Genomic DNA, 19492 nt, shown 5'->3' with positions numbered 1-19492 from the left:
CCGGACCGTCATCTCGGGGCCCGTCATGTCCGGACCGTCATCTCGGGGCTCGTCCATCTCGGGGCTCGTCCATCTCGGGGCCTCTCAGGTCAGGGCGCGGCGCCAGGCCACCCAGTCACCGGTGTGGTTACGGTTGCCGGTGATCGGCCACCAGCCCGGCGGGGCGGCCGGCCAGGTGCGCCTGATGTCCGTCCCCACCGGCCACGGCATCACGACCAGGCTGACGTCGGCGGGAAGCCACTCGGGGTGGTCCGGGTCGACGGGCACGAGCCTGGCAGGCACCTGGTACGCCTGCGAGACCCAGATCCGCCAGTGCACGCCCGCGTAGTCCATCCCCACCCGATCGCCCGCCCGCAGCCCCGCGGGGGTCAGGTCGGTGGCGAACGCCAGGATGCGTCCCCACGGCGCGGTGACCTTCGACACGGTCACCCCGGCGATCGCCAGTTCCGCCGCGACGCAGACGCCGGCGATGAGGACCAGCGCGGTCGTGCGGCGCACCAGCGTCGTCACCAGGACGGCCACGGTGAGCGCGAGCACGGCGGTCACCGTGGCCTGGCCCAGGCTGAGCGAGTCCCAGTTCCAGGTGAGGAAGCAGATCTCCGGGAAGTCGAACATGCCGAAGAAGTCCCGGGACAGCCGATCCCCCGCGTGCAGCCGCACGACCGCCATGGCCAGCAGCGTCAGCACCCCCGTCGCCAGGGCCGCTCGCGCCGCCGCCGCCCGCCGGGCCCTGGCCAGCACCGCCAGCCCGGCGACGAGCAGCACCGGCGTCAGGCAGGCCAGATACCTGCCGTAGGCGAGGTTGGCGACGGTGCCCTCGCTCGGCAGGGCGGCCGAGGTGGCCAGGGCGATGCCGGCGACGGCGGCCAGCGTCGTCCCCGCCACCATCCGGTCGGCCGCCGGTCCGCCGGACGACCCCGACGGCGGCGCCGGATGACCGGCGGACGGCCCGCCAGGCGACCCCGACGGTCCCCCGAGCGACCCGAACGGCGCCGGATGACCGGCGGACGGCCCGCCAGGCGACCCGATCCGCGCTGGACGGCCACCGGACGGCCCGCCACGGCGCAGGACGAGCGCGGCCAGCGCGACCAGGCCGGCGCCCGCCAGTCCCCCGGTGGCGACGACCGTGTGCCAGAGCTGGCCGGCCGCGACCGACAGCGTCCACGCCAGGCCGTCCAGGGTGCTGAGCCGGGTGGTGAGCCACTGTCCGAGCGGCGCGACCCCGCTCGGGTAGATCTGGCTGCGCACCCAGGCGTTCAACGCCCATCCGGCGCCCGCCACGCCCGCCGTGACGGCGACCGGCAGCCAGCTGCCCCGTCCCACGGTACGGCGGTGCCGTACCACGACGAAGGCCAGCAGGCACGCGTGCACGAGCAGGAGGACGAGTCCCCGCGCGTGCGTGCTGGAGGCGAAGGCGATCGTCGCGCCGGCCGCCACGCCGTACGGCCTGCCGCCGCCGCTGAGCCAGGCGTGCAGCAGGAGCAGCCAGCCGAGCACGATCACCGGCAGGACGGCGTCGGTGAGCGCGAACTGGGCGTAGTAGACGGCGGACGGCACCAGCGCGGTCACGTGCGCGAGAAGGTAGGCCGTGCCGCGCGGCAGCCCGATCCGGCGGAAGGCCGCGTACGCCAGGAGCACGAGTCCGGCCCCGATCAGCGCGTTGACGACCACCACCAGGCGATAGACGGTGTGGGGGTCGTCGCTGATCCAGTAGGCGGGGGCGATGAGCAGGGCGTAGCCGCCCTGGTAGAACGTCCGCCAGGACAGGTCGCTCGGGGCGCCGCCGGACAGCAGCCGCGCGGCCAGGAGATAGCCGGACTCGTCGGGGATGAGCAGGGGCGCGGCGTGCTGGAATCCGAGCGCGGCGCGCAGCACGGCCTGGACCAGCCAGCCGGCCGCGAGCGCCGCCCCCCAGAACCGGCGGGGCGGGGCCGTTCTCCGGGCGCGCGCAAGGGCACGGAGCGGCGGAGTGGTGGCGGTCGTCGGTCCCACGATGGCCCCTGAAACGGCGGGAGTGAATTCCGGTGCGGTAACACCATATCCGCGCGCCTTTGCCGTCCCGAGAATGCCGGGCACCACCGGCGGATATGCGTTTCACATAAACGCGGTAATGACGCGCGGGCGCCGCGTCGGGAAACATTCCCGGACACGGCGCCCATTTCGTTTCACTGCCGCAGGTTCGGCGGCGTGTTGTTCACGAAGGGCCCGCAGTTGCCCGGCCAGGTGTAGGTGCCGGTGACGATGCAGGCCGCCTGGAAGACCTGCCCGTCGGCGGTGAGGATGGAGATGTGGACGTCGTTGCTCGGCGGCTGCCCCTGGTCCACGATCGTCGCGGCGACCACCGTCTCCCCCGCGGGGACGATCGGTGTGAGGTTCTGCCACGTGGGCGTCTTGTTCGAGTCGCGGATGAACAGGCCCCCGGTGGCCGGCACCAGCAGGGTGAAGTAGTTGTTGTTGGACTGCGCGCTGTCGATGCTCACGGCGGGACCCTGCGGACCCGTCGGGCCGGTCGCGCCCGTGGCACCCGCGGCACCGGACGGGCCGGTCGACCCCGTGGCCCCTCTCGGCCCGGTGGGGCCGGTGACACCCCTCGGCCCGGTCGGACCGGTGACACCCCTCGGCCCGGTCGGACCGGTGACACCCCTCGGCCCGGTCGGACCGGTGACACCCCTGGGTCCGGTCGGACCCGTGGCGCCTCGCGGTCCGGTGGCACCGGTCCCGCCGGTGGCGCCTCTCGGCCCGGTGGGGCCCGTCGCGCCGGTGTCCCCGGTCGCGCCGGACGGACCCGTCGGACCGGTCTCCCCGGTCAGGCCCGTGGGGCCGGTGGGACCTGTCTCGCCGCTCTCGCCCCTGGGGCCGGTCAATCCTCTCGGACCCTGGGGACCTCTCGGCCCGACGGGCCCCCTGGCCCCCGGCGGGCACTTGCAGGAGCCATGGCGGCACTGGCACGGCTTGCAGTTCTTCTCCCACGGGAAGCACGAGCGCGTGACGAGCCCCGCGTTCGCCTGCGAAGCGAGCCCAGTCGACCTCGCGCCGCCGGCCGCGGCCCGGCCGATGTCGGCGCTGGCGTTTCCTGATGCCTGAAGGGACGAGGCGAGGACGATCGTCGCGGTGGCGGCCCACGCCAGGGCGCGGCGGTTCCGACCGAGGCCTTTTGTCCATTTAATATTACTAAGGGACATCTGACTTCCAGGTGACTTCGGGGTTCTGACAAACGTGCATCTCGACCGCGCTCGACCTGCGACGGCACGCTCGGAAATACCCTGGAAACAGTGAGAGAATCTGCCGATCACATCATTGAGAAGCAAAGAGATCTCAAATACGGATACCCTCGACCGTGCCGCCATATCGAAATACTTGGCGACCCTGTTCCCTTTTATCCCTTTTCAGGACCCGACCCGCCCCCGCCGGGAGCGCCCGATCCCGGGGCTTGCGCAAAATATGCAGACCGGTCTACTTTAAGCTCCATGGGACAGAAGGGCGCCGAGACGCGGGCCAGGCTGCTGGACGCGACACAGGAGCTGATCGAGAGCGGCGGATACTTCGGCGCCGGGCTCAACCAGGTGATCGCGGCCAGCGGCGCACCGAGGGGATCGCTCTACTTCCACTTCCCCGGCGGCAAGGACCAACTGGTGGGCGAGTCCGTACGGCGGGCGGGCGGGGAGATCGGCCAGGCGATGGACGACCTGGCGGCGACCGCCGCGTCCGCCGAGGAGTTCGTCGCGGCGGTGCTGGAGTGGCTCGGCGACCGGCTGGAGGAGTCGGGGTGGCGCAGGGGCTGCCCGGTGGCCACCGTGGCGCTGGAGATGGCCGCCACCAGCGATCCGTTGCAGGAGGTCTGCTCGGAGGTCTACGCCGGCTGGGAGTCGGCGCTGCGTGGCATGCTGGCCGGCCGCCCGGACGCCGGCGACCTCGCGGTCACCGTCCTGGCCCTGATCGAGGGAGCCCTGCTGCTGGCCAGGGCGCACCGGAGCAGGGAGCCGCTGCGCAGCGTCGGGCGCCGGATCGCCACGCTGCTGCGCTGAACCCCGCCCGAGCACCCGGGTCACGCACACGGGCCCTACTACGACCGCAAAATATGTAGACCGATCTATTAACGGAGGCATCATGGACGCCATCGTCTTCGGGGCGACCGGCTTCGTCGGCCGCGCCCTCATCGCCGAGCTGCTCACCAGGGGACAGCGGGTAGCGGCGGCCGTCCGCGAGGACACCCTCACCCCCTGGCTGGCCGCCCAGGGGATCGGCACCGCCGGACTGACCGTGGTCGGCGCCGACCTCACCCGGCCACTCGACGGCCTGCCCGAGGTCCGCGACGTCTACAACGCCGCCGCCCGCTTCGCCTTCGGACTCGGCGTCGCCGAGGCCCGAGCCGTCAACGTGACCGGCGCGCTCAACGTGCTGGAGTGGGCCGCCACCCTGCCGGGCCTGCGGCGGCTCGTGCACATCAGCGGCTACCGGGTGAGCGCGTCGGAGGGCCGTCCCGACTACGGCAGGCTGGGCGCCTACGAGGCGTCGAAGTTCGAGGCCGACCTGGCCGTCCGCGGGCGGGCGCGCGAACTGGGCGTTCCCCTGACCATCGCCAACCCCAGCACGGTGATCGGGCCGGGCCAGTACATCGGCCTGGCCGCGCTGGTGGCCGACCTGTGGAACGGCCGGCTGCCCGTGCTTCCCGGCGGGCCCGACGTCTTCCTGCCGGTCGTCACGATCGACTACTTCGCGCGCTTCCTGGCGGAGATCCCGGCCCGGGAGGCGGGCGAGGACTACTGGGTGCTCGACGAGGCCACTCCCCTCCTGCCCGACCTGGTCAGGACGATCGCCGACCACGCCGGCGTCCGGGCGCCGCGCCGTACCGTTCCCGCCGGCCTGGTCCGGCGGCTGCCGCGCAGGCTGACCGGCGCGGACCCGGAGACGCTGTCGTTCCTGTCGGCCGACCGCTACCCGACGGCCAGTGCCCGCGCCTTCGCCGCCGCCGCCGGCCTGGAGATGCCGCCGGTCGCCGACGCCCTCCGCCGGTGGGCGGACGACCTGGTGGCCGCCCGCTTCGGCGCCGCCACGCCGTGGCTGCGGCCGTACGGCTACCAGGCGGTGGCAGGCAGCCGCACCTGGGTGATGGGCGAGCGGCGCCGTCCGGCCTACGTGCTCCTCCACGGCCTGCCCATGAACGCGGACGTGTGGGCGCCGCTCGCCGCGCACCTGCCGGGCGACGTCCTGGCCGCCGACCTCCCCGGCCTGGGCCGCTCCGGCCCTCTCCCGGCCGGCCCCATCCCACCCGCTGACATCCCGTCCGTGGCCGCCCCGTCCGTGGCCGCCCCGTCCGTGGCCGCCCCATCCGTGGCCGCCCCATCCGTGGCCGCCCCATCCGTGGCCGCCCCATCCGTGGCCGCCCCGTCCGTGGCCGCCCCGTCCGTGGCCGCCCCATCCGTGGCCGCCGCAGCTGTGGGCACCGCAGCCGTTGAGACGCGTGGGCATGGCCGACGACGGGCGGGAGCGGCATCAAGGAAGGCGTCGAGGGAGGCATCGACGGAGGCGTGGCTGGCCGAGCTGATGGGCCCGGTCACGACGCGGCCGGTGCTGGTGGCCCACTCCCTGGCGTGCGGTCCCGCGCTCCGCTTCGCCGTCGACCACCCGGAGCGGATCGCCAAGCTCGTGCTCGTCTCCCCCGCCTTCCTGCAGCGGCCCGCCGCACGGCTCACCCGGTCGCGGCCGGCCGCCCTGCTGGCGCGCCGGATGTCGCCCGCGCGCCTGGCCGGCACGCTGGGCCTGCCCGAGGGACCGGCCGTGTCCGGCGCCGCCGCCGACCTGCGCAGGCCCGGCGTGGCCCGCCGGGTGATCGCCGCGCTCCGTACGGCTCACGCCGAACGTGAGACGTCGCGGCGGCTGCTCGCCAGGGTCACCGTCCCGGTGGAGATCGTCGTGGGATCGGCCGACCCCCTGGTGACGGCCGTCGACCACCCGGTGACCGAGATCCCGGGAGCGGGACATCACCCGCAGCTCACCCACCCCGCCGAAGTCGCCGACGCAGCGCGCCGGGAAAGCCGGGCTCGGGTGCGGGCGCGAGACTAGCGGAGGGAGGAGCGCACGGCCTCCTCGTTACGCCCGATCACCGCCGAGCCGTCGTCGGCGGTGATGATCGGCCGTTGGATCAGGATCGGGTTGTCGGCCAGCGCCCTGATCCAGGATTCGCGATCGTGCGGGTCACGCGGCCAGTCGTTCATGCCGAGTTCGACGGCTCTGGCCTCGCCCGTCCTGGTGATGTCCCACGGTTCGAGGCCGAGCCTGGACAGCACGTCACGGATCTCGTCCGCGGTCGGGGGGTCCTCCAGGTAGCGGCGCACCGTGTAGTCCGCCGCCGCGGCGTCCAGGATGGACAGCGCGGACCGGCATTTGGAGCAGTCGGGGTTGATCCAGATTTCCATGACCTCAACGCTTTCTCATGCGGGGACCTGCCCGGTATAGCAAGCCGGCCGTCGGGCGCGCCAATCGGCGGCCCGCCTCCGCACGCGAGACGCCCCGCCGGCTGCGCGTCGCCCGCCGTTCGGCAGCCGGACATGTGACATCCCTAAGGTGCCCGCCATGAGACGTATCGCGATGATGATGTGCGCGGGCGCGCTGGCCTTCGGCGCCACCGCTCCCGCCGCCGCTGCCGACCCCGGTGCCGACCCCAGGCCCGGGGGCGACGGCAGGGCGACGCTGACGGGTTTCGCCTCGCTGCCGGCGCGGACCTTCGTCCCGGGCAGCCCGCCGTCCGGGGCGCAGTTGGGCACCACCCCGATCAACGGTGTGACGCCGCCCTTCCCCGGGCAGCCGGTGCAGGGTTTCAGCGGCATCGCGCGCCGCGGTGACGGTGTCTTCGACGTCCTGTCGGACAACGGTTTCGGCGCGAAGGCCAACAGTGCCGACTTCCTGCTGCGCGTGCACCAGATCAAGCCTGATTTCGCCACGAAGACCGTGCGGGTGCTCGGCGGCTTCAACCTGTCGGACCCCCGTGGCCTGGTGCCGTTCCCGCTGACCAGGCCCGACCGGACGCTCACCGGCGCCGACTTCGACGTCGAGTCGATCGTGCGGGCCGCCGACGGGACCTACTGGATCGGTGACGAGTTCGGCCCGTTCCTGCTGCACGTCAACGGGCGGGGCGAGCTCGTCGACGCCCCGATCGAACTGCCGGGTGTCAAGGCGCCGGAGAATCCGGGCCTCGACGGGGCCCAGCCCAATCTCGGCAGGAGCAAGGGCTTCGAGGGGCTGGCCAGGTCGGTGGACGGCCGGCGGCTGTATCCCCTGCTCGAGGGCACGGTGAGCGGCGATCCCGCGGGCACCCTGCGGATGTACGAGTTCGACCTGCGCAGGCGCGCCTACACCGACCGCCGGTGGACCTACCGCCTCGACGACCCGTCGCACGCCATCGGCGACGCGATCGCCGTCGACAGGCACCGGTTCCTGATCATCGAGCGGGACAACCTGGAGGGCGACGCGGCCAAGGTCAAGCGCGTCTACCTGGCCGACATGCGGGATCGGGACGGCGACGGCGCGCTCGACAAGACGCTGGTCGCCGACCTGCTCGACCTCGCCTCGCCCGCCGGGACGTTCCGGTTCCCGTTCCAGACGATCGAGGATGTGATCATCCTCGACGACCGGACGCTCGGCCTCCTCAACGACAACAACTTCCCGTTCTCGTCCGGTCGCAGGCCGGGCAGCCCCGACGACAACGAGTTCATCACCATCCGCCTGGCCCGCCCGCTCCACGCCGACGACAGGGTCTATCGCTAGTGGCGTGGAGGGCGCTTCTGCCACCTGGATGGCGCCGATCGCGTGCGATCGGCGTTCGGAGGCAGGATGGCCCGAACGGTCAGGGTCCGCGGGCTCACGGATCCAGCAGGGTGGCGAGGCGGCACGAGTACGACGCGCTGTCGGCGGGCGATGATCGTGCCGGCCTCGGCCGGCGGCAACACGGTGCCGGTCATCGCCCGGCTGGTGCGGGCCGATGAGGACACCGTCCGCGATGTGATCCACTGCTTCAACCAGATCGGGCCGGCCCGCCGGGACCCTCGGCGGCCGGGAGGCCGGCCCCGTCTGCTCAGTGATGACGACGAAGCCTTCGTCATCCAGACGACCACCGAACCCGGTTCACCCGCTGGCCCGTCCGCAAGCTCCTGGCGTCTCCGCATCGCCTGCCCGCCGCGTGAACCCACTTGACCTTGACACGGTGACAAGGTCTTCGCTGGTGCCAAGGAGGTGGTCCCGATGGCCGTACAGAAACAGGACACGGATACGATTCGAGCTTTCCAGGGACTGGAGGACAGCAGCTCGTCGGTGCGGCTGCGGGCAGCGCTGGCGGTCGGCACGACCCCTGACCCGCGGTTCATCGACAAGCTCATCGAACGATGCGCGATCGAGCCCGAATTCCATGTGCGCGACATGCTGACGTGGGCACTCACTCGCCACTCGGCGTCGATGACGGTCCCAGAGCTTCTCAAGGAAGTCCGCTCGGAACGTGCGCAGGCACGAAGCCAGGCATTGCACACGCTGTCCAAGATCGGGGATCGGCAAGCGTGGCCGGCGATCACACGGGCGCTTCTGTCCGACGCCGACGACGAGGTGGCGCGGAGCGCTTGGCGGGCGGCGGTCGTGCTGGTGCCTGAAGGGGAAGAGCCCGAGTTGGCCGCGGTGTTGTCGACACAGCTCGGGCGCGGCGGACGCGAGATGCAGCTGAGCCTCAGCCGGGCGCTGATCGCGCTCGGTGAGGTGATCGTGCCGACGTTGCGCACCGCGATGACGGATCTCGACCCACGGGTGCGCGCGCACGCGATCGCCACGGAACGGCTGTTGCGCGACCCGGACGCCGGATTCGAGTTCGCGATCGAGGAGGCCAAGCGCGTCGTAGCGCTCGGCAGCGTCAGCAAGGAGGAGTGATGGGCAGTGTTGATCGGTGACGTGGCACGACGGTCCGGGGTCAGCGCCCGCATGCTCAGGCATTACGACTCACTTGGTCTGGTGCGGCCAACGGGTCGTAGCGGCGCAGGCTATCGGGAGTACTCCAGCGAGGACGTTCGGCGGATCTTCCATATCGAGAGCCTGCGGTCCTTGGGGTTGTCGCTGCGTGACGTCGGGCGCGCGCTCGACGATCCCCACTTCACGCCCTCAGAGCTCGTCGACGACCTCATCCGCCAGACGCGAGCACGCATCGCAGCTGAGACGGAACTGCTCACGCGACTGCGTCGGATCGACGCCGTAGAACCCGCCGGCTGGGAGGATGTCCTCCAGGTCGTCGCGCTCCTGCAGGCGTTGCGCTCGAAGAGCGCCGGGAAGCGCCAGCGAGCGGCCTTGTCCTCAGCCGAAGAGGTTCCGGTGCCGGTGGAAGCACTGGTCGAGGCAGCGCTGAGCGAAACGGACCCGAACGTCGCCGGAGCCCTCCGATGGGCTCTGGCGCGATCGGGCGATGCCGGATTGGCGCTGCTGGCGGAGGGCCTCGGCTCACCAGTGGCCGAGGTGCGCAAACGTGCCGTCCAGTCCATCGCCGAGTTTCCGAACGGCGAGGCGACCACGCTGCTGCGGGACGCCCTCACGAACCCCGACATCGTGGTCCGCGGGTACGCGGCTCTGGCACTCGGGGCACGGGGCGGAGCCGACGCGGTCCCGACGCTCATCGACATGGTCGTCGAGGGGACGAATGACGTCGATGCGGCCGATGCCCTGAGCGCGCTGGCGGGTCGCCCCGCGTTGGCGGATCAGATCGCTACCAGGCTCGTCGATCGCCTCGCCCACGGCGCCGTTGAATCGGCTGCACGTCGACGGCTGACACAGGCGCTCGCGGACATCCCGGGAACCACAGCGTCACGAGCCCTCGCGGATCTGTCACATGACGAAGACCGTGCCGTCGCGCTTACCGCGACATACATTCTCGGGATCCGCGACGCGCGATGACGGATCTTTCCCGGGGTGCTGGGTGCCTGGACAAGGGGATCCTCTGCTCGCCGCGGAGCGAATGCCTGGTGATCCCGCGGCGTGAACCCATTTGACCTTGACACGGTGACAAGGTCTTCGCTGGTGCCAAGGAGGTGGTCCCGATGGCCGACCTCGTGTGGTTCGTTCCAAATCTCGATGCGCGAGACGCGCGGCTGGCGGTGCAGGTGTCATGACCATGATCTACAAGTCCGAGGCCGGTGGACGCGAACTCCTCGACCAGTACCGGCAGGTACTGGACGCCTGGCCGGTGCCCGCCGAGCACGTACGGGTGCCGACTCGCGAGGGCGAGACCTTCGTCCTCGTCTCCGGCCCGCAGGACGCGCCGCCCCTGGTGCTGCTGCACGGCTCCGGCGCGAACGCGTCGATGTGGCGGGAAGATGTCGCCACCTGGTCTCAGCACTTCCGCACGTACGCCGTCGACCTCGTCGGCGAGCCGGGCCTGAGCGCGCCCTCGCGCCCCGCCCTGGGCTCCGACGCCGTATCACTCTGGCTGGACGACGTACTGGAAGGGCTCGGGATCACCGGCGCCGCGTTCGTCGGGACGTCCCTCGGCGGCTGGACGGCCCTGGACTACGCCATCCGCCGTCCAGAGCGAGTGACCCGCCTGGCCCTGATGTGCCCCGGCGGCGTGGGACGGCAGAAGGTCGGCTGGATCTTCAAGGCTCTCCTGACCGGCCCGTTCCGACGCGGCGGACTGCGCGAGTCGGCGATGGCCGTCGCAGGACTGGACGGGGAGAAGGACCGGCAGGCGCTCGACGCCGTCGTCCTGACCTTCACGCACTTCAACCCGCGCAGGGAGAAGCTCCCGGTGTTCTCCGACGACGCGTTGCGCGGCCTCACCATGCCCGTACTCGTCATCGTCGGTGACCGTGACGCCATGTTCGACTCCCACCAGACCGCGCGGCGCGTGCGTGAGTGCGTCTCGCACTCGACCGTGAACCTGCTCCCCCAGGTCGGTCACGCCGTCTTCGGCCAGGCCGAGCCGATCGCCGAGTTCCTCCGGGCATGAGCGCTAGCGGCCCGGCGAGGCCCTCTCGCCGGTCGTCGCCCCCACGCTGTGCCACCCGCCGGGCGCGATCCGCGAGGCGGCCTCGGGCCAGGTCCCCGGCGCGTAGGACTCGGGCTCGACGTCGGAGGTGAGGAGGTCCTGGACGATCCGCCAGGACTCCTCCACCAGGTCGAAGCGCACGAAGTGCCGGGGGTCGCCGGCGAGCGCGTCCTTCAGGACCTGCTCGTAGGCCGCCTCGGCCGGCCCGAGCGCCGTGGCGAAGTCGACGGAGACCGCCACCTCGTGCGTCCGGTCGAGCACGTCCAGCTCCTTGGCCAGCAGGTCGAAGGTCACGCCGGCGTCCGGGTGCATCCGGAACCTGAGCAGGTTGGGCGCCGGCCGGGCGCTGAAGTAGGCGACCGGCGGCCGGTGCAGCTCGACGACGATCTCCAGCGCGTCGACGGGCAGGCACTTGCCGGTGCGGACGCAGAACGGCACGCCCGCCCAGCGCCAGTTGTCGATGGTGGCGCGCAACGCGACGAACGTCTCGGTGCGCGAGTCCTTCGCGACCCCCGGCGTGTCGCGGTACCCCTCGTACTGCCCGCGCACCACGTCGGACTCCTGAACGGCGCGGACCGAGCGCAGCACCCGCCACTTCTCGTCGAGCACGGCGCGGGCGTCGGCCGACGGCGGGGCGTCCATGGCGGTGTAGGCCAGCAGCTGGAGCAGGTGGTTCTGCACGACGTCGCGCAGCGCGCCGACCCGGTCGTAGAAGGCGCCCCTGTCCTCCACCCCGAAGGTCTCGGCCAGCGTGATCTGGACGCTGCGCACGTAGGTGCGCAGCGTCCAGATGGGTTCGAGCATGGTGTTGGCGAAGCGGAAGACGATCAGGTCCTCGACGGGTTCCTTGCCGAGGTAGTGGTCGACGCGGAAGAGACGCTCCTCCTCGAAGCAGGTGAGGAGTTCGGCGTTCAGCTGCCTGGCCGACTCCACGTCGTGCCCGAAGGGTTTCTCCACCACCAGCCGCGAGCCGGTGTTGAGCCCCACCGCGGCCACGCCCTTGGCCACGGTGGCGAACAGCGACGGCGGCACCGCCAGGTAGTGGGTGAGGTGGCCGAGGCCGTTGACCTGATCGCGCAGCCGCTCGTAGGTGCCGTGGTCGGCGAGGTCACCGGCGACCAGCCGCAGGTCGAGGTGCGGCGACAGGTCCTGCCCGACGGCCTGGCGCGCGAAGGCGCGCAGGCCGTCGAGGCCGAGGTCGGTCTTGGCGACCCCGACGACCGGTTCCTTCAGCTGGCCCGTCTCGGCGAGCCGGTGGAGTGCCGGCAACAGCATCTTCTTCGACAGGTCGCCGGTGATGCCGAACAGGACCAGCGCCATGGGTTCACACCTTCCTGCCCCTGAGCCTCCGGTAAGCGCGCACGAGCGCGGCGGTGGAGGCGTCGGGCGCCTGTGCAGGGGCCTCGGCCGAGGTGAGCGCGGGCGCCAGGTCGAGCGCCATCTTCTTGCCCAGCTCGACACCCCACTGGTCGAAGGAGTCGATGCCCCAGATGGTGCCCTCGACGAAGACGATGTGCTCGTAGAGGGCGACGAGCTGGCCGAGCGTGGCCGGCGTCAGCTTGGGCGCGAGGATGGTGGAGGTGGGCCGGTTGCCCGGCATCACCTTGTGCGGCACGATCTCGGCGGCCGTGCCCTCGGCCGCGATCTCCTCCGCCGTCTTGCCGAAGGCCAGCGCGGAGGTCTGCGCGAGGAGGTTGGCGGTGAGCAGGTCGTGCATGCCGTCGGCGTCCTCGAACGGCTCGGCGAAGCCGAGGAAGTCGGCCGGCACCAGCCGCGTGCCCTGGTGCAGCAGCTGGTAGAAGGCGTGCTGGCCGTTGGTGCCTGGCTCGCCCCAGTAGATCTCGCCGGTCGGTACGGTCACCGACGTGCCGTCGGCCCGCACCGACTTGCCGTTGGACTCCATGGTCAGCTGCTGCAGGTAGGCGGGGAAGCGGTGCAGGCGCTGGCTGTAGGGCAGGACGGCGTGGGTCTGCGCGTCGAAGAAGTCGGCGTACCAGATGCCGAGCAGGCCCATGATGACCGGCATGTTGGCCTCGAAGGGCGCGCTGCGGAAGTGCTCGTCGATGGTGTGGAAGCCGTCGAGCATCTCCCGGAAGCGCTCGGGCCCGATGGCGATCATCAGCGACAGGCCGATGGCGCCGTCGTAGGAGTAGCGGCCGCCGACCCAGTCCCAGAAGCCGAACATGTTGGCCGTGTCGATGCCGAACTCGGCCACCTTCTCGGCGTTGGTGGAGACGGCGACGAAGTGCTTGGCGACGGCCTCCTCGCCGAGCGCGCCGACCAGCCACTGGCGGGCCACCTTGGCGTTGGTCAGCGTCTCGAGCGTGGTGAAGGTCTTGGAGCTGACGATGACCAGCGTGGTGGCGGGGTCGAGGTCGCGCAGCGCGCCGTGGATGTCGGCGGGGTCGATGTTGGAGACGAACCTGGCCGCGATGCCGGCGTCGGCGTAGTCGCGCAACGCCTCGTAGGCCATGGCGGGCCCGAGGTCGGAGCCGCCGATGCCGATGTTGACCACGGTCCTGATGGCCTGGCCGGTCTGGCCCTTCCACTCGCCCGAGCGCACCCTGGCGCTGAAGTCGCTCATCTTGTCCAGGACGGCGTGCACGTCGCCGACCACGTCCTGCCCGTCGACGACCAGCTTGGCGTCGGCGGGCATGCGCAGCGCCACGTGCAGGACCGCCCGGTCCTCGCTCACGTTGATGTGCTCGCCGGAGAACATGGCCTCGATCCGCTCGCGCAGTCCGGCCCGCTCGGCCAGCGCCAGCAGCAGCTCCATCGTCTCGGCGGTGGCGCGGTGCTTGGAGTAGTCGAGGTACAGGTCACCGGCGGTCATGCTCATCCGCTCGACCCTGCCGGGGTCCTCGGCGAACAGCTCGCGCAGGTGCCTGCCCGCCACGGCCTCGTGGTTGGCCTTCAGCGCCGCCCACTCGCCGCTCCGAGTGATGTCCACGTCTCCTCCTCGCACTCTCAACCTGACGACCTACCCGCGATGGATGATCCATCGCACCGCGGGGAGGTTATCAAGCGGTCATGAACCGATATTGCGACTGCGTCAACGCCGCCTCCTGCGCTGCTTCTTCCGGGTGCGCGTAATGCCCGGTCTCCAGCACGAACAGCTCCTTGGGGCCGGCGAGCGCGTTGTAGATGGCGAACTGCCCGGGAGGCGGGACGGAGGGATCGAACAGGGCGGCGCCCACGTGCACGGGGCGGCGTACGAAGGTGGCGGCGGTGGCGGCGTCGAAGTAGGCCAGGACGTCGAGCACCTCGGGGTGGGCGGCGTAGTGGTCGCGGACGGCCGCGCCGCTTCCCGTGCACGGCAGCGTCACGCGCAGCGGGTGGTTGCCGAAGCTGGGGATGACCAGGGCGCCGCTGGTGAACCGGTCGTCGAAGGCGAGGACGAACGGGCCGATGCCGCCGCCGAAGCTGGAGCCGATGTAGTCGAGCCGGACGGCCGCGGCCTCGGGGACGAGTTCGGCCAGCGCGGTGGCGGCGCACCACATGTCGGCGACGCAGGCGCCGTGGATGTAGGTCTCGCGGGCGCCGATGCCGTGCAGCACGTGCCGCTGGGCGTCGGCGGGGATGCCGGGATGCAGGCTGCGGGCGGGCAGGCCGCGGGCGCACGGCCAGATGGTGGCCGTGCCGGGGATGTTGACCCTGACTTCGGGGTGGTCGCGGCCGCCGTAGCCGTGGGCGACGACGCGCGCCCTGGTGACGCGGCCGTCGAGCGGGAGGCTGAGCCAGCCGCCGATCCTGAACCCGTCGACGGAGGTGTAGGTCACGCCGTGGAAGCGCAGGCCGTCGGCCTCCCACTCGGCGGGGCCGAGCTTGGGCGCGACGCTGACCGCCATCGCCTGCTCGTGTGTGCCGCGCCAGAACGCCGCGAAGTCGGCGGGCGCCGGCGGAGCCGGTACGGCCAGCAGCGCGTCGAGGTCGTAGCCGTACGTCGGGTCGAAGGTGAACTCGTGCCGCGGGATCAAAGCCAGCCCTCCATGCAAGATCGTCAGGCCAGCTTAACTGCCCTTTCCCGGACGCCGGAAACGACGCTCCACGGTGCGCCGGGCAGCCGTTCGCTGTCGGCCGTCTCGGCCATGAGCAGCGATCCGGCGGGCAGTCGCGGCGAGTTGGCGGCCACCACCCGCCCCTCGGCGTTGACCAGGGTGACCGGGGTCGGGCAGGCGGCCAGCACGCCCAGCAGGAGCGCCTCGAACCTGGCGGCGCGCACGTCGGCGCCGACCACGCCGAGGAAGCGGTCGCCGGCGCGGGCGGGCGTGGTGAAGGTGAGCATGTAGGTGTCGGTGCCGCCGTAGTCGACGTAGGGCCCGACGACGTGGCGGCGGCCGGTGCGCTGGGGCACCGCGAACCACTCGGCGGCGGTGTAGTCGTAGAAGTCGAGGCTCTCGGGGTCGAGGTCGACGTCCAGGAAGATCGGGTCGTCCTCCGGCGGCGTCTGCCACCAGTCGAGCCAGCGCGGGCGGTCGGCGAGCACGCCGGGGGCGACGATCACACCGGCGCCGGCGGCGATGCCGTGCAGGCGGCGCAGGCAGCCGAAGATCTGGGGGCGGACGCCGGCCAGGTCGGCGGCGGTGAAGCGGGACCGGTAGCTGTTCTCGACGCCGGTCCTGATCTCCTCCAGCGCGCGGAAGACGTCCTCGACGATCGCGTGGACCCTGGCGGCCACGAGGGCAACATGTGGATCGCTCATCGCCACTCCCGTTGGTCCTGGGTGACAAGTCGCCAATGGAACTCCATCAGACGCTCGGTGCCCCTGTCGAGGTGCTCCTCCGTCAACGTTCGTGCCCGGTCGGGCTGCCGGGCGGTGATGGCGTCGATGACCTGCCGGTGGCTGCGCACCACCTCCTCCCGGTCGACGGCCTCGCCGTACGGGAGCCAGAGCAGCTCGCCCACCTCGGACTGGATGTCGATCTCGGCGCGGGTGAGCCTGACGGACTGGGCGGCGGCGGCGACCTCGATGTGGAAGCGGCCGTCGGCGCGGCGGCGCTCGCCGACCGTGGCGGCCGCTTCGAGGCGGTCGACGACGTGGTGGAGCCGGGCGATCTGGTCGGCCGAGGCGCGCATGGCGGCCAGGCGGGCGGCGGCGCCGGCGATGGCGGACCGGTAGTCGCCCATCTCGCGCAGCTCGGAGCTGGTCAGCTCGCGCAGCCTGGTCCTGAGCCTGGCGGTGGAGGGGTCGGCTGGGCCGCGCACGAACGTGCCGCCACCCCTGCCGCGCCTGGTCTCGACGAGCCCGCGTTCGCGCAGCGCGGCCAGGGCGGCTCGCAGGGTGACGGTGGAGACGTTGAGCGAGGCGGCCAGGTCGAGCTCGGCGGGCAGTTGGTCGCCGTCGGCGATGAGGCCGAGCGCGATCGCCTCGGCCAGGCGCCGTACGACGACCTCGACCCTGCCGGAGCCGTCGTCGACGGGGGCGAAGACGGCGGCGTCGGGGAGCTGATCCACGGCAGCCAGCATATTGCATTCTGAAATATGAACTCATAGTTTTAATCGCAACCCGATCTGAGGGAGGCCGACCCGTGCCTGATCCCGAGAAGAGGTTCGCTGAGGAGTGGCGCAACGCCGCCTACAACTGTTTCTCCTCAGGCCACAAGTTCTGCCGCGAGGTCTGCCCGGTCCTGCAGGTCACGCGCAACGAGTCGTGGAGCCCCACCGCCTTCCACGCCAACGTGGTGGCGATGGAGCAGGGCTCCCTCGAGGTCGCCGACGTCGCGGCCGACTACGTCAACTGCACCGGATGCGGCGCGTGCGAGCTGCGCTGTCCCAACTCGCTGTTCACCGGCGACTTCTACCGTTTCCGCACCAGGACCGTCGACCTGGTCAAGGCCGTGCGCGCCCTCGCCGTACGGGAGGGCGTGCACCAGCCGGGATGGCAGCGGTGGAACCTGCTGACCGACGAGCTGACGCACGAACCCGTGACCTCGGGGGTGTCCCAGGATCGGGTGCGCGACTGGGCCCAGGGCCTCGACCTGCCGGTGGGCGGGGAGACGATCCTTTTCGTCGACTGCGAGGCCGCCTTCCACCGGACGACGGCGCCCCGGGCGGTCGCGCGGATGCTCGAGCTTGCGGGCTACCCGTTCGGGCTGATGAACGAGCAGTGGTGCTGCGGCGGGCCCGCCGCCGAGATGGGCTACGAGGAGCAGGCGCTCCGCTTCGCCAGGCACAACCTGGAGGACTGGCGGGCGAGCGGCGTGCGGCGCGTGCTGGTGCTCGACCCGCACGACTACATCACCTTCACCGAGGACTACCCCAGGTATTTCGGGGAGTCTTTCGACATCGAGGTGGTGCTGGTGGTCGAGCTGCTGGCCGCGATGCTCAGGGACGGGCGGCTGGTGCCGCACGTGCCCGTCGAGCGGACGGTGACCTACCACGACCCGTGCCGGCTCAACAAGCGCAAGGGGATCTGGCAGGAGCCGCGCGAGATCCTGCGCGCCATCCCCGGCCTGACCTTCCATGACGTGGACCGGGTCAGCCAGTGGTCGTACTGCTCGGGCGCGGGCGGCGGGCTGGGCGTCGAGAAGCCGGAGCTGACCGCCAGGATCAGCCGGATGCGCATGGACAAGGCGGCCGAGCTCGGTGTCGACACTCTCGTCACCGCCTGCCCGTGGGCCGAGCGGCCGCTCACCGAGGCGGGCGGCGCCCGCGCCATCGGCGTGGTCGACCTGCACGAACTGCTGGCCGAATCGCTGGGGGTGGCCTGATGACCATCGCCATGGACGACCCGGTGCTGGAGGAGCTGCGCCAGGTCCTCGGCCCCGAGCACGTGCTGACGGGCCGGGCCGACCGGCTCAACCGCACGCGCGTGCCCGCCCCCTTCCCCGTGCACCGGTGGGCGGAGCGGATGCCTGACCTGGTGGTCCTGCCGGGCTCCACCGAGGAGGTGGCGGAGGTGCTGCGGCTCGCGCACGCCTACCGGATCCCGGTGGTGCCGCGCGACGGCGGCACCGGGCTGACCGACGGCGCGGTGCCGCTGCGCGGAGGCATCGTCGTGGATGTGAAGCGCATCAACCAGATCAAGGAGATCGACCTCGAGAACAGGACCTGCACAGTTGGCACGGGCATCAACGCGCTGAAGCTCAACGAGGTGCTTTCACGCCACGACCTGATCTTTCCCGACGACCCCGCCTCCTACCCGTGCTCGCTGGTCGGCGGCAGGATCGGCACCAGCGGCTGGTCGCTCATCGGCTCCCGGTACGGCCACAGCCGCGACCTGGTGCTGAGCTTCGACCACGTGCTGCCGACCGGGAAGGTCATCCACGTCGGCGACGGCATCGGCCGGAAGATCACCAAGTCGTCGAGCGGCTACCAGCTCAAGCACCTGTTCATGGGGCACCAGGGCACGCTCGGCATCGCCACCGAGGCGACACTGAAGCTGTTCCCCAAGCCCGAGGCCGAGTTCTCGCCGTTCTGGGCCTTCGAGGACTACGACAGCGCCTACGCGGCGGTCGGGCGGCTGGCCCGGGCCGGGGTGGCCACGTTCGCGGGCGCGGTGCTGTTCGACGAGTGGAAGGTCGCCTACCTGCGGCGTGACGACGAGGCCTACATCCCGCAGCCGGCGTCGGTGAAGGCACTGGTCTGCGCGGCCCTGTACGGCTACGAGGACGAGGTGCGCGCCGGCGGCCGGCGGCTGCTGCGGATCGCCCGCTCGTCGGGCGCCCGCTACCTCGGCGACGAGATCTCCGAGGGCGACTGGGCCGCCCGCCACGACCGCTACGCCACGCCCCTGCACGGGCGGACGCGCTCGGGGCAGGTGGTGCCGATGAGCTGGCACTGCGAGGACGCCTCGATCAACTACTCCCGGCTGCCGGCCGTACGGCTGGCATGGCACGAGATCGCCGACCGGCTGCGCAGGGAGTCGGACGTGTTCGACGACTGGGGCATGTTCGCCTACACCAACGGCTCCACCGGCGCCGACTACCTGACCGAGATCGACATCGGCATCTGGGAGCAGCGCCTGGACGACGCGGCCTGGACGGCGTGGGTGGCCGCCAAGCGCGACCTGGCGGCGGTGGCGCTGGCCAACGGCGGCTCGATCAGCGCGTGCCACGGCTCCTGCCGCGAGGGCGAGGTGGACCTGGTGCCGGAGGAGCTGGGCGGCGGCTTCGAGATCATGCTCGCCGTCAAGCGCGCCGTCGACCCGCACAACATCATGAACCCGGGCAAGTACCTGCTCGACCGCGCCTACGAGCCGGGTCTGGAGGAGCCGTGAGCTACCGCTACCACGACGAGATGACCCCGCCGCCGCCCGAGCGCGCCTCGGAGGTGGCGATCACCAGGTTCGAGCACGTCTACGAGGTGGATCCGGCCCTCATGACCGAGCACGTGACCCAGCAGACCTTCCCCAACTGGGACACGCTGCGCCTGGCCCGCTCCCGCGCCGACCACCTGGCCTGGATGCACCGGCACTTCGCGCACAAGGTGATCTCGGGGCAGGAGCTGCTCGATGACCTCGACGGATGACAGCAGGCTGGCCGA

Annotated in this window: 18 protein-coding genes; 10 read left to right on the top strand and 8 right to left on the bottom strand. The window is 71.5% G+C overall.

All coding sequences use genetic code 11. From position 1 onward, the window contains the following. Positions 1-84 precede the first annotated feature (84 nt). Both ACWENQ_RS17800 and ACWENQ_RS17795 read right to left on the bottom strand, forming a co-directional pair. Positions 85-1992 carry an ArnT family glycosyltransferase gene (locus tag ACWENQ_RS17800; RefSeq protein ID WP_452415135.1) on the bottom strand — a complete coding sequence of 636 codons (1908 nt, stop codon included), beginning with the start codon at positions 1990-1992 and terminating at the stop codon, positions 85-87. A gap of 173 nt (positions 1993-2165) precedes the next feature. After that, positions 2166-2480 carry a hypothetical protein gene (locus ACWENQ_RS17795; RefSeq protein WP_449922608.1) on the bottom strand — a complete coding sequence of 105 codons (315 nt, stop codon included), beginning with the start codon at positions 2478-2480 and terminating at the stop codon, positions 2166-2168. 987 nt (positions 2481-3467) lie between these two features. On the opposite strand from ACWENQ_RS17795, the gene ACWENQ_RS17790 reads away from it, so the two are divergent. Beyond that, the gene (locus ACWENQ_RS17790; RefSeq protein ID WP_452415134.1) at positions 3468-4025 is read left to right on the top strand and encodes a TetR/AcrR family transcriptional regulator; all 558 of its coding nucleotides are present in this window, start codon (positions 3468-3470) and stop codon (positions 4023-4025) included. Between the two features lie 82 nt (positions 4026-4107). Further along, entirely contained in the window at positions 4108-6063 is a 1956-nt protein-coding gene (locus ACWENQ_RS17785) for an alpha/beta fold hydrolase (RefSeq protein WP_452415132.1), read from the top strand. On the opposite strand, the gene ACWENQ_RS17780 is transcribed toward ACWENQ_RS17785, so the two are convergent. Next, positions 6060-6416 (bottom strand): arsenate reductase family protein, encoded by a 357-nt coding sequence (locus ACWENQ_RS17780; RefSeq protein ID WP_354913306.1) that lies wholly within the window; start codon positions 6414-6416, stop codon positions 6060-6062. The two genes, ACWENQ_RS17785 and ACWENQ_RS17780, sit on opposite strands and share 4 nt — an antisense overlap. Before the next feature lie 157 nt (positions 6417-6573). Here ACWENQ_RS17780 and ACWENQ_RS17775 point away from each other — a divergent pair, with 157 nt between their 5' ends. The 5 genes from ACWENQ_RS17775 to ACWENQ_RS17755 all read left to right on the top strand — a co-directional run bounded on the left by ACWENQ_RS17775 (position 6574) and on the right by ACWENQ_RS17755 (position 10969). After that, the gene (locus ACWENQ_RS17775; protein WP_452415130.1) at positions 6574-7764 is read left to right on the top strand and encodes an esterase-like activity of phytase family protein; all 1191 of its coding nucleotides are present in this window, start codon (positions 6574-6576) and stop codon (positions 7762-7764) included. Between the two features lie 150 nt (positions 7765-7914). Further along, the gene (locus ACWENQ_RS17770; RefSeq protein WP_452415128.1) at positions 7915-8190 is read left to right on the top strand and encodes a helix-turn-helix domain-containing protein; all 276 of its coding nucleotides are present in this window, start codon (positions 7915-7917) and stop codon (positions 8188-8190) included. A 48-nt stretch (positions 8191-8238) separates the two neighbouring features. Then, positions 8239-8907 carry a HEAT repeat domain-containing protein gene (locus ACWENQ_RS17765; RefSeq protein ID WP_452415126.1) on the top strand — a complete coding sequence of 223 codons (669 nt, stop codon included), beginning with the start codon at positions 8239-8241 and terminating at the stop codon, positions 8905-8907. A gap of 6 nt (positions 8908-8913) precedes the next feature. Beyond that, positions 8914-9918: a HEAT repeat domain-containing protein gene (locus tag ACWENQ_RS17760; protein WP_452415124.1), complete on the top strand. Its 1005-nt coding sequence runs from the start codon at positions 8914-8916 to the stop codon at positions 9916-9918. A 211-nt stretch (positions 9919-10129) separates the two neighbouring features. After that, positions 10130-10969 carry an alpha/beta fold hydrolase gene (locus ACWENQ_RS17755; RefSeq protein ID WP_452415122.1) on the top strand — a complete coding sequence of 280 codons (840 nt, stop codon included), beginning with the start codon at positions 10130-10132 and terminating at the stop codon, positions 10967-10969. 3 nt (positions 10970-10972) lie between these two features. Here ACWENQ_RS17755 and zwf read toward each other — a convergent pair whose 3' ends face one another. The 5 genes from zwf to ACWENQ_RS17730 form a co-directional block, all read right to left on the bottom strand. Next, a complete protein-coding gene (gene zwf / locus ACWENQ_RS17750; RefSeq protein ID WP_452415120.1) occupies positions 10973-12328 on the bottom strand; it encodes a glucose-6-phosphate dehydrogenase in 1356 nt (451 codons plus the stop codon). Between the two features lie 4 nt (positions 12329-12332). Next, entirely contained in the window at positions 12333-13958 is a 1626-nt protein-coding gene (gene pgi / locus ACWENQ_RS17745; protein WP_452415118.1) for a glucose-6-phosphate isomerase, read from the bottom strand. A 70-nt stretch (positions 13959-14028) separates the two neighbouring features. Further along, positions 14029-14985 carry an acetylxylan esterase gene (locus tag ACWENQ_RS17740; protein ID WP_449922628.1) on the bottom strand — a complete coding sequence of 319 codons (957 nt, stop codon included), beginning with the start codon at positions 14983-14985 and terminating at the stop codon, positions 14029-14031. Positions 14986-15008: 23 nt separating this feature from the next. After that, positions 15009-15710 (bottom strand): PDC sensor domain-containing protein, encoded by a 702-nt coding sequence (locus ACWENQ_RS17735; RefSeq protein WP_452415116.1) that lies wholly within the window; start codon positions 15708-15710, stop codon positions 15009-15011. After that, positions 15707-16462 carry a FadR/GntR family transcriptional regulator gene (locus ACWENQ_RS17730; RefSeq protein ID WP_452415114.1) on the bottom strand — a complete coding sequence of 252 codons (756 nt, stop codon included), beginning with the start codon at positions 16460-16462 and terminating at the stop codon, positions 15707-15709. Before ACWENQ_RS17730 ends, ACWENQ_RS17735 begins: the two co-directional genes overlap by 4 nt. Before the next feature lie 74 nt (positions 16463-16536). Between ACWENQ_RS17730 and ACWENQ_RS17725 the strand changes: the two genes are divergently transcribed. Genes ACWENQ_RS17725 through ACWENQ_RS17715 form a run of 3 tightly spaced genes read left to right on the top strand, consistent with a single transcriptional unit; the run spans position 16537 to position 19477 of the window. Then, positions 16537-17718 (top strand): (Fe-S)-binding protein, encoded by a 1182-nt coding sequence (locus ACWENQ_RS17725; RefSeq protein ID WP_452415112.1) that lies wholly within the window; start codon positions 16537-16539, stop codon positions 17716-17718. Continuing rightward, entirely contained in the window at positions 17718-19226 is a 1509-nt protein-coding gene (locus tag ACWENQ_RS17720) for an FAD-binding oxidoreductase (RefSeq protein ID WP_449922634.1), read from the top strand. The genes ACWENQ_RS17725 and ACWENQ_RS17720 overlap by 1 nt, the downstream gene beginning before the upstream one ends. Continuing rightward, positions 19223-19477, top strand: a complete 255-nt coding sequence (locus ACWENQ_RS17715) for a hypothetical protein (RefSeq protein WP_449922636.1) — start codon at positions 19223-19225, stop codon at positions 19475-19477. The genes ACWENQ_RS17720 and ACWENQ_RS17715 overlap by 4 nt, the downstream gene beginning before the upstream one ends. The last annotated feature ends 15 nt before the right edge of the window (positions 19478-19492 follow it).

Source organism: Nonomuraea sp. NPDC004354 (genome assembly GCF_053602555.1).
Note: the sequence above shows the minus strand (reverse complement) of the source record. Positions and strands in the feature narration are given on the sequence as shown.

Coding starts and splice junctions, on each gene's coding strand:
- ACWENQ_RS17735 (WP_452415116.1), bottom strand. CDS start 15,710: ATGAGCGATCCACATGTTGCCCTCGTGGCCGCCAGGGTCCACGCGATC.
- ACWENQ_RS17790 (WP_452415134.1), top strand. CDS start 3,468: ATGGGACAGAAGGGCGCCGAGACGCGGGCCAGGCTGCTGGACGCGACA.
- ACWENQ_RS17780 (WP_354913306.1), bottom strand. CDS start 6,416: ATGGAAATCTGGATCAACCCCGACTGCTCCAAATGCCGGTCCGCGCTG.
- ACWENQ_RS17775 (WP_452415130.1), top strand. CDS start 6,574: ATGAGACGTATCGCGATGATGATGTGCGCGGGCGCGCTGGCCTTCGGC.
- ACWENQ_RS17770 (WP_452415128.1), top strand. CDS start 7,915: ATGATCGTGCCGGCCTCGGCCGGCGGCAACACGGTGCCGGTCATCGCC.
- ACWENQ_RS17755 (WP_452415122.1), top strand. CDS start 10,130: ATGACCATGATCTACAAGTCCGAGGCCGGTGGACGCGAACTCCTCGAC.
- ACWENQ_RS17720 (WP_449922634.1), top strand. CDS start 17,718: ATGACCATCGCCATGGACGACCCGGTGCTGGAGGAGCTGCGCCAGGTC.
- ACWENQ_RS17765 (WP_452415126.1), top strand. CDS start 8,239: ATGGCCGTACAGAAACAGGACACGGATACGATTCGAGCTTTCCAGGGA.
- zwf (WP_452415120.1), bottom strand. CDS start 12,328: ATGGCGCTGGTCCTGTTCGGCATCACCGGCGACCTGTCGAAGAAGATG.
- ACWENQ_RS17785 (WP_452415132.1), top strand. CDS start 4,108: ATGGACGCCATCGTCTTCGGGGCGACCGGCTTCGTCGGCCGCGCCCTC.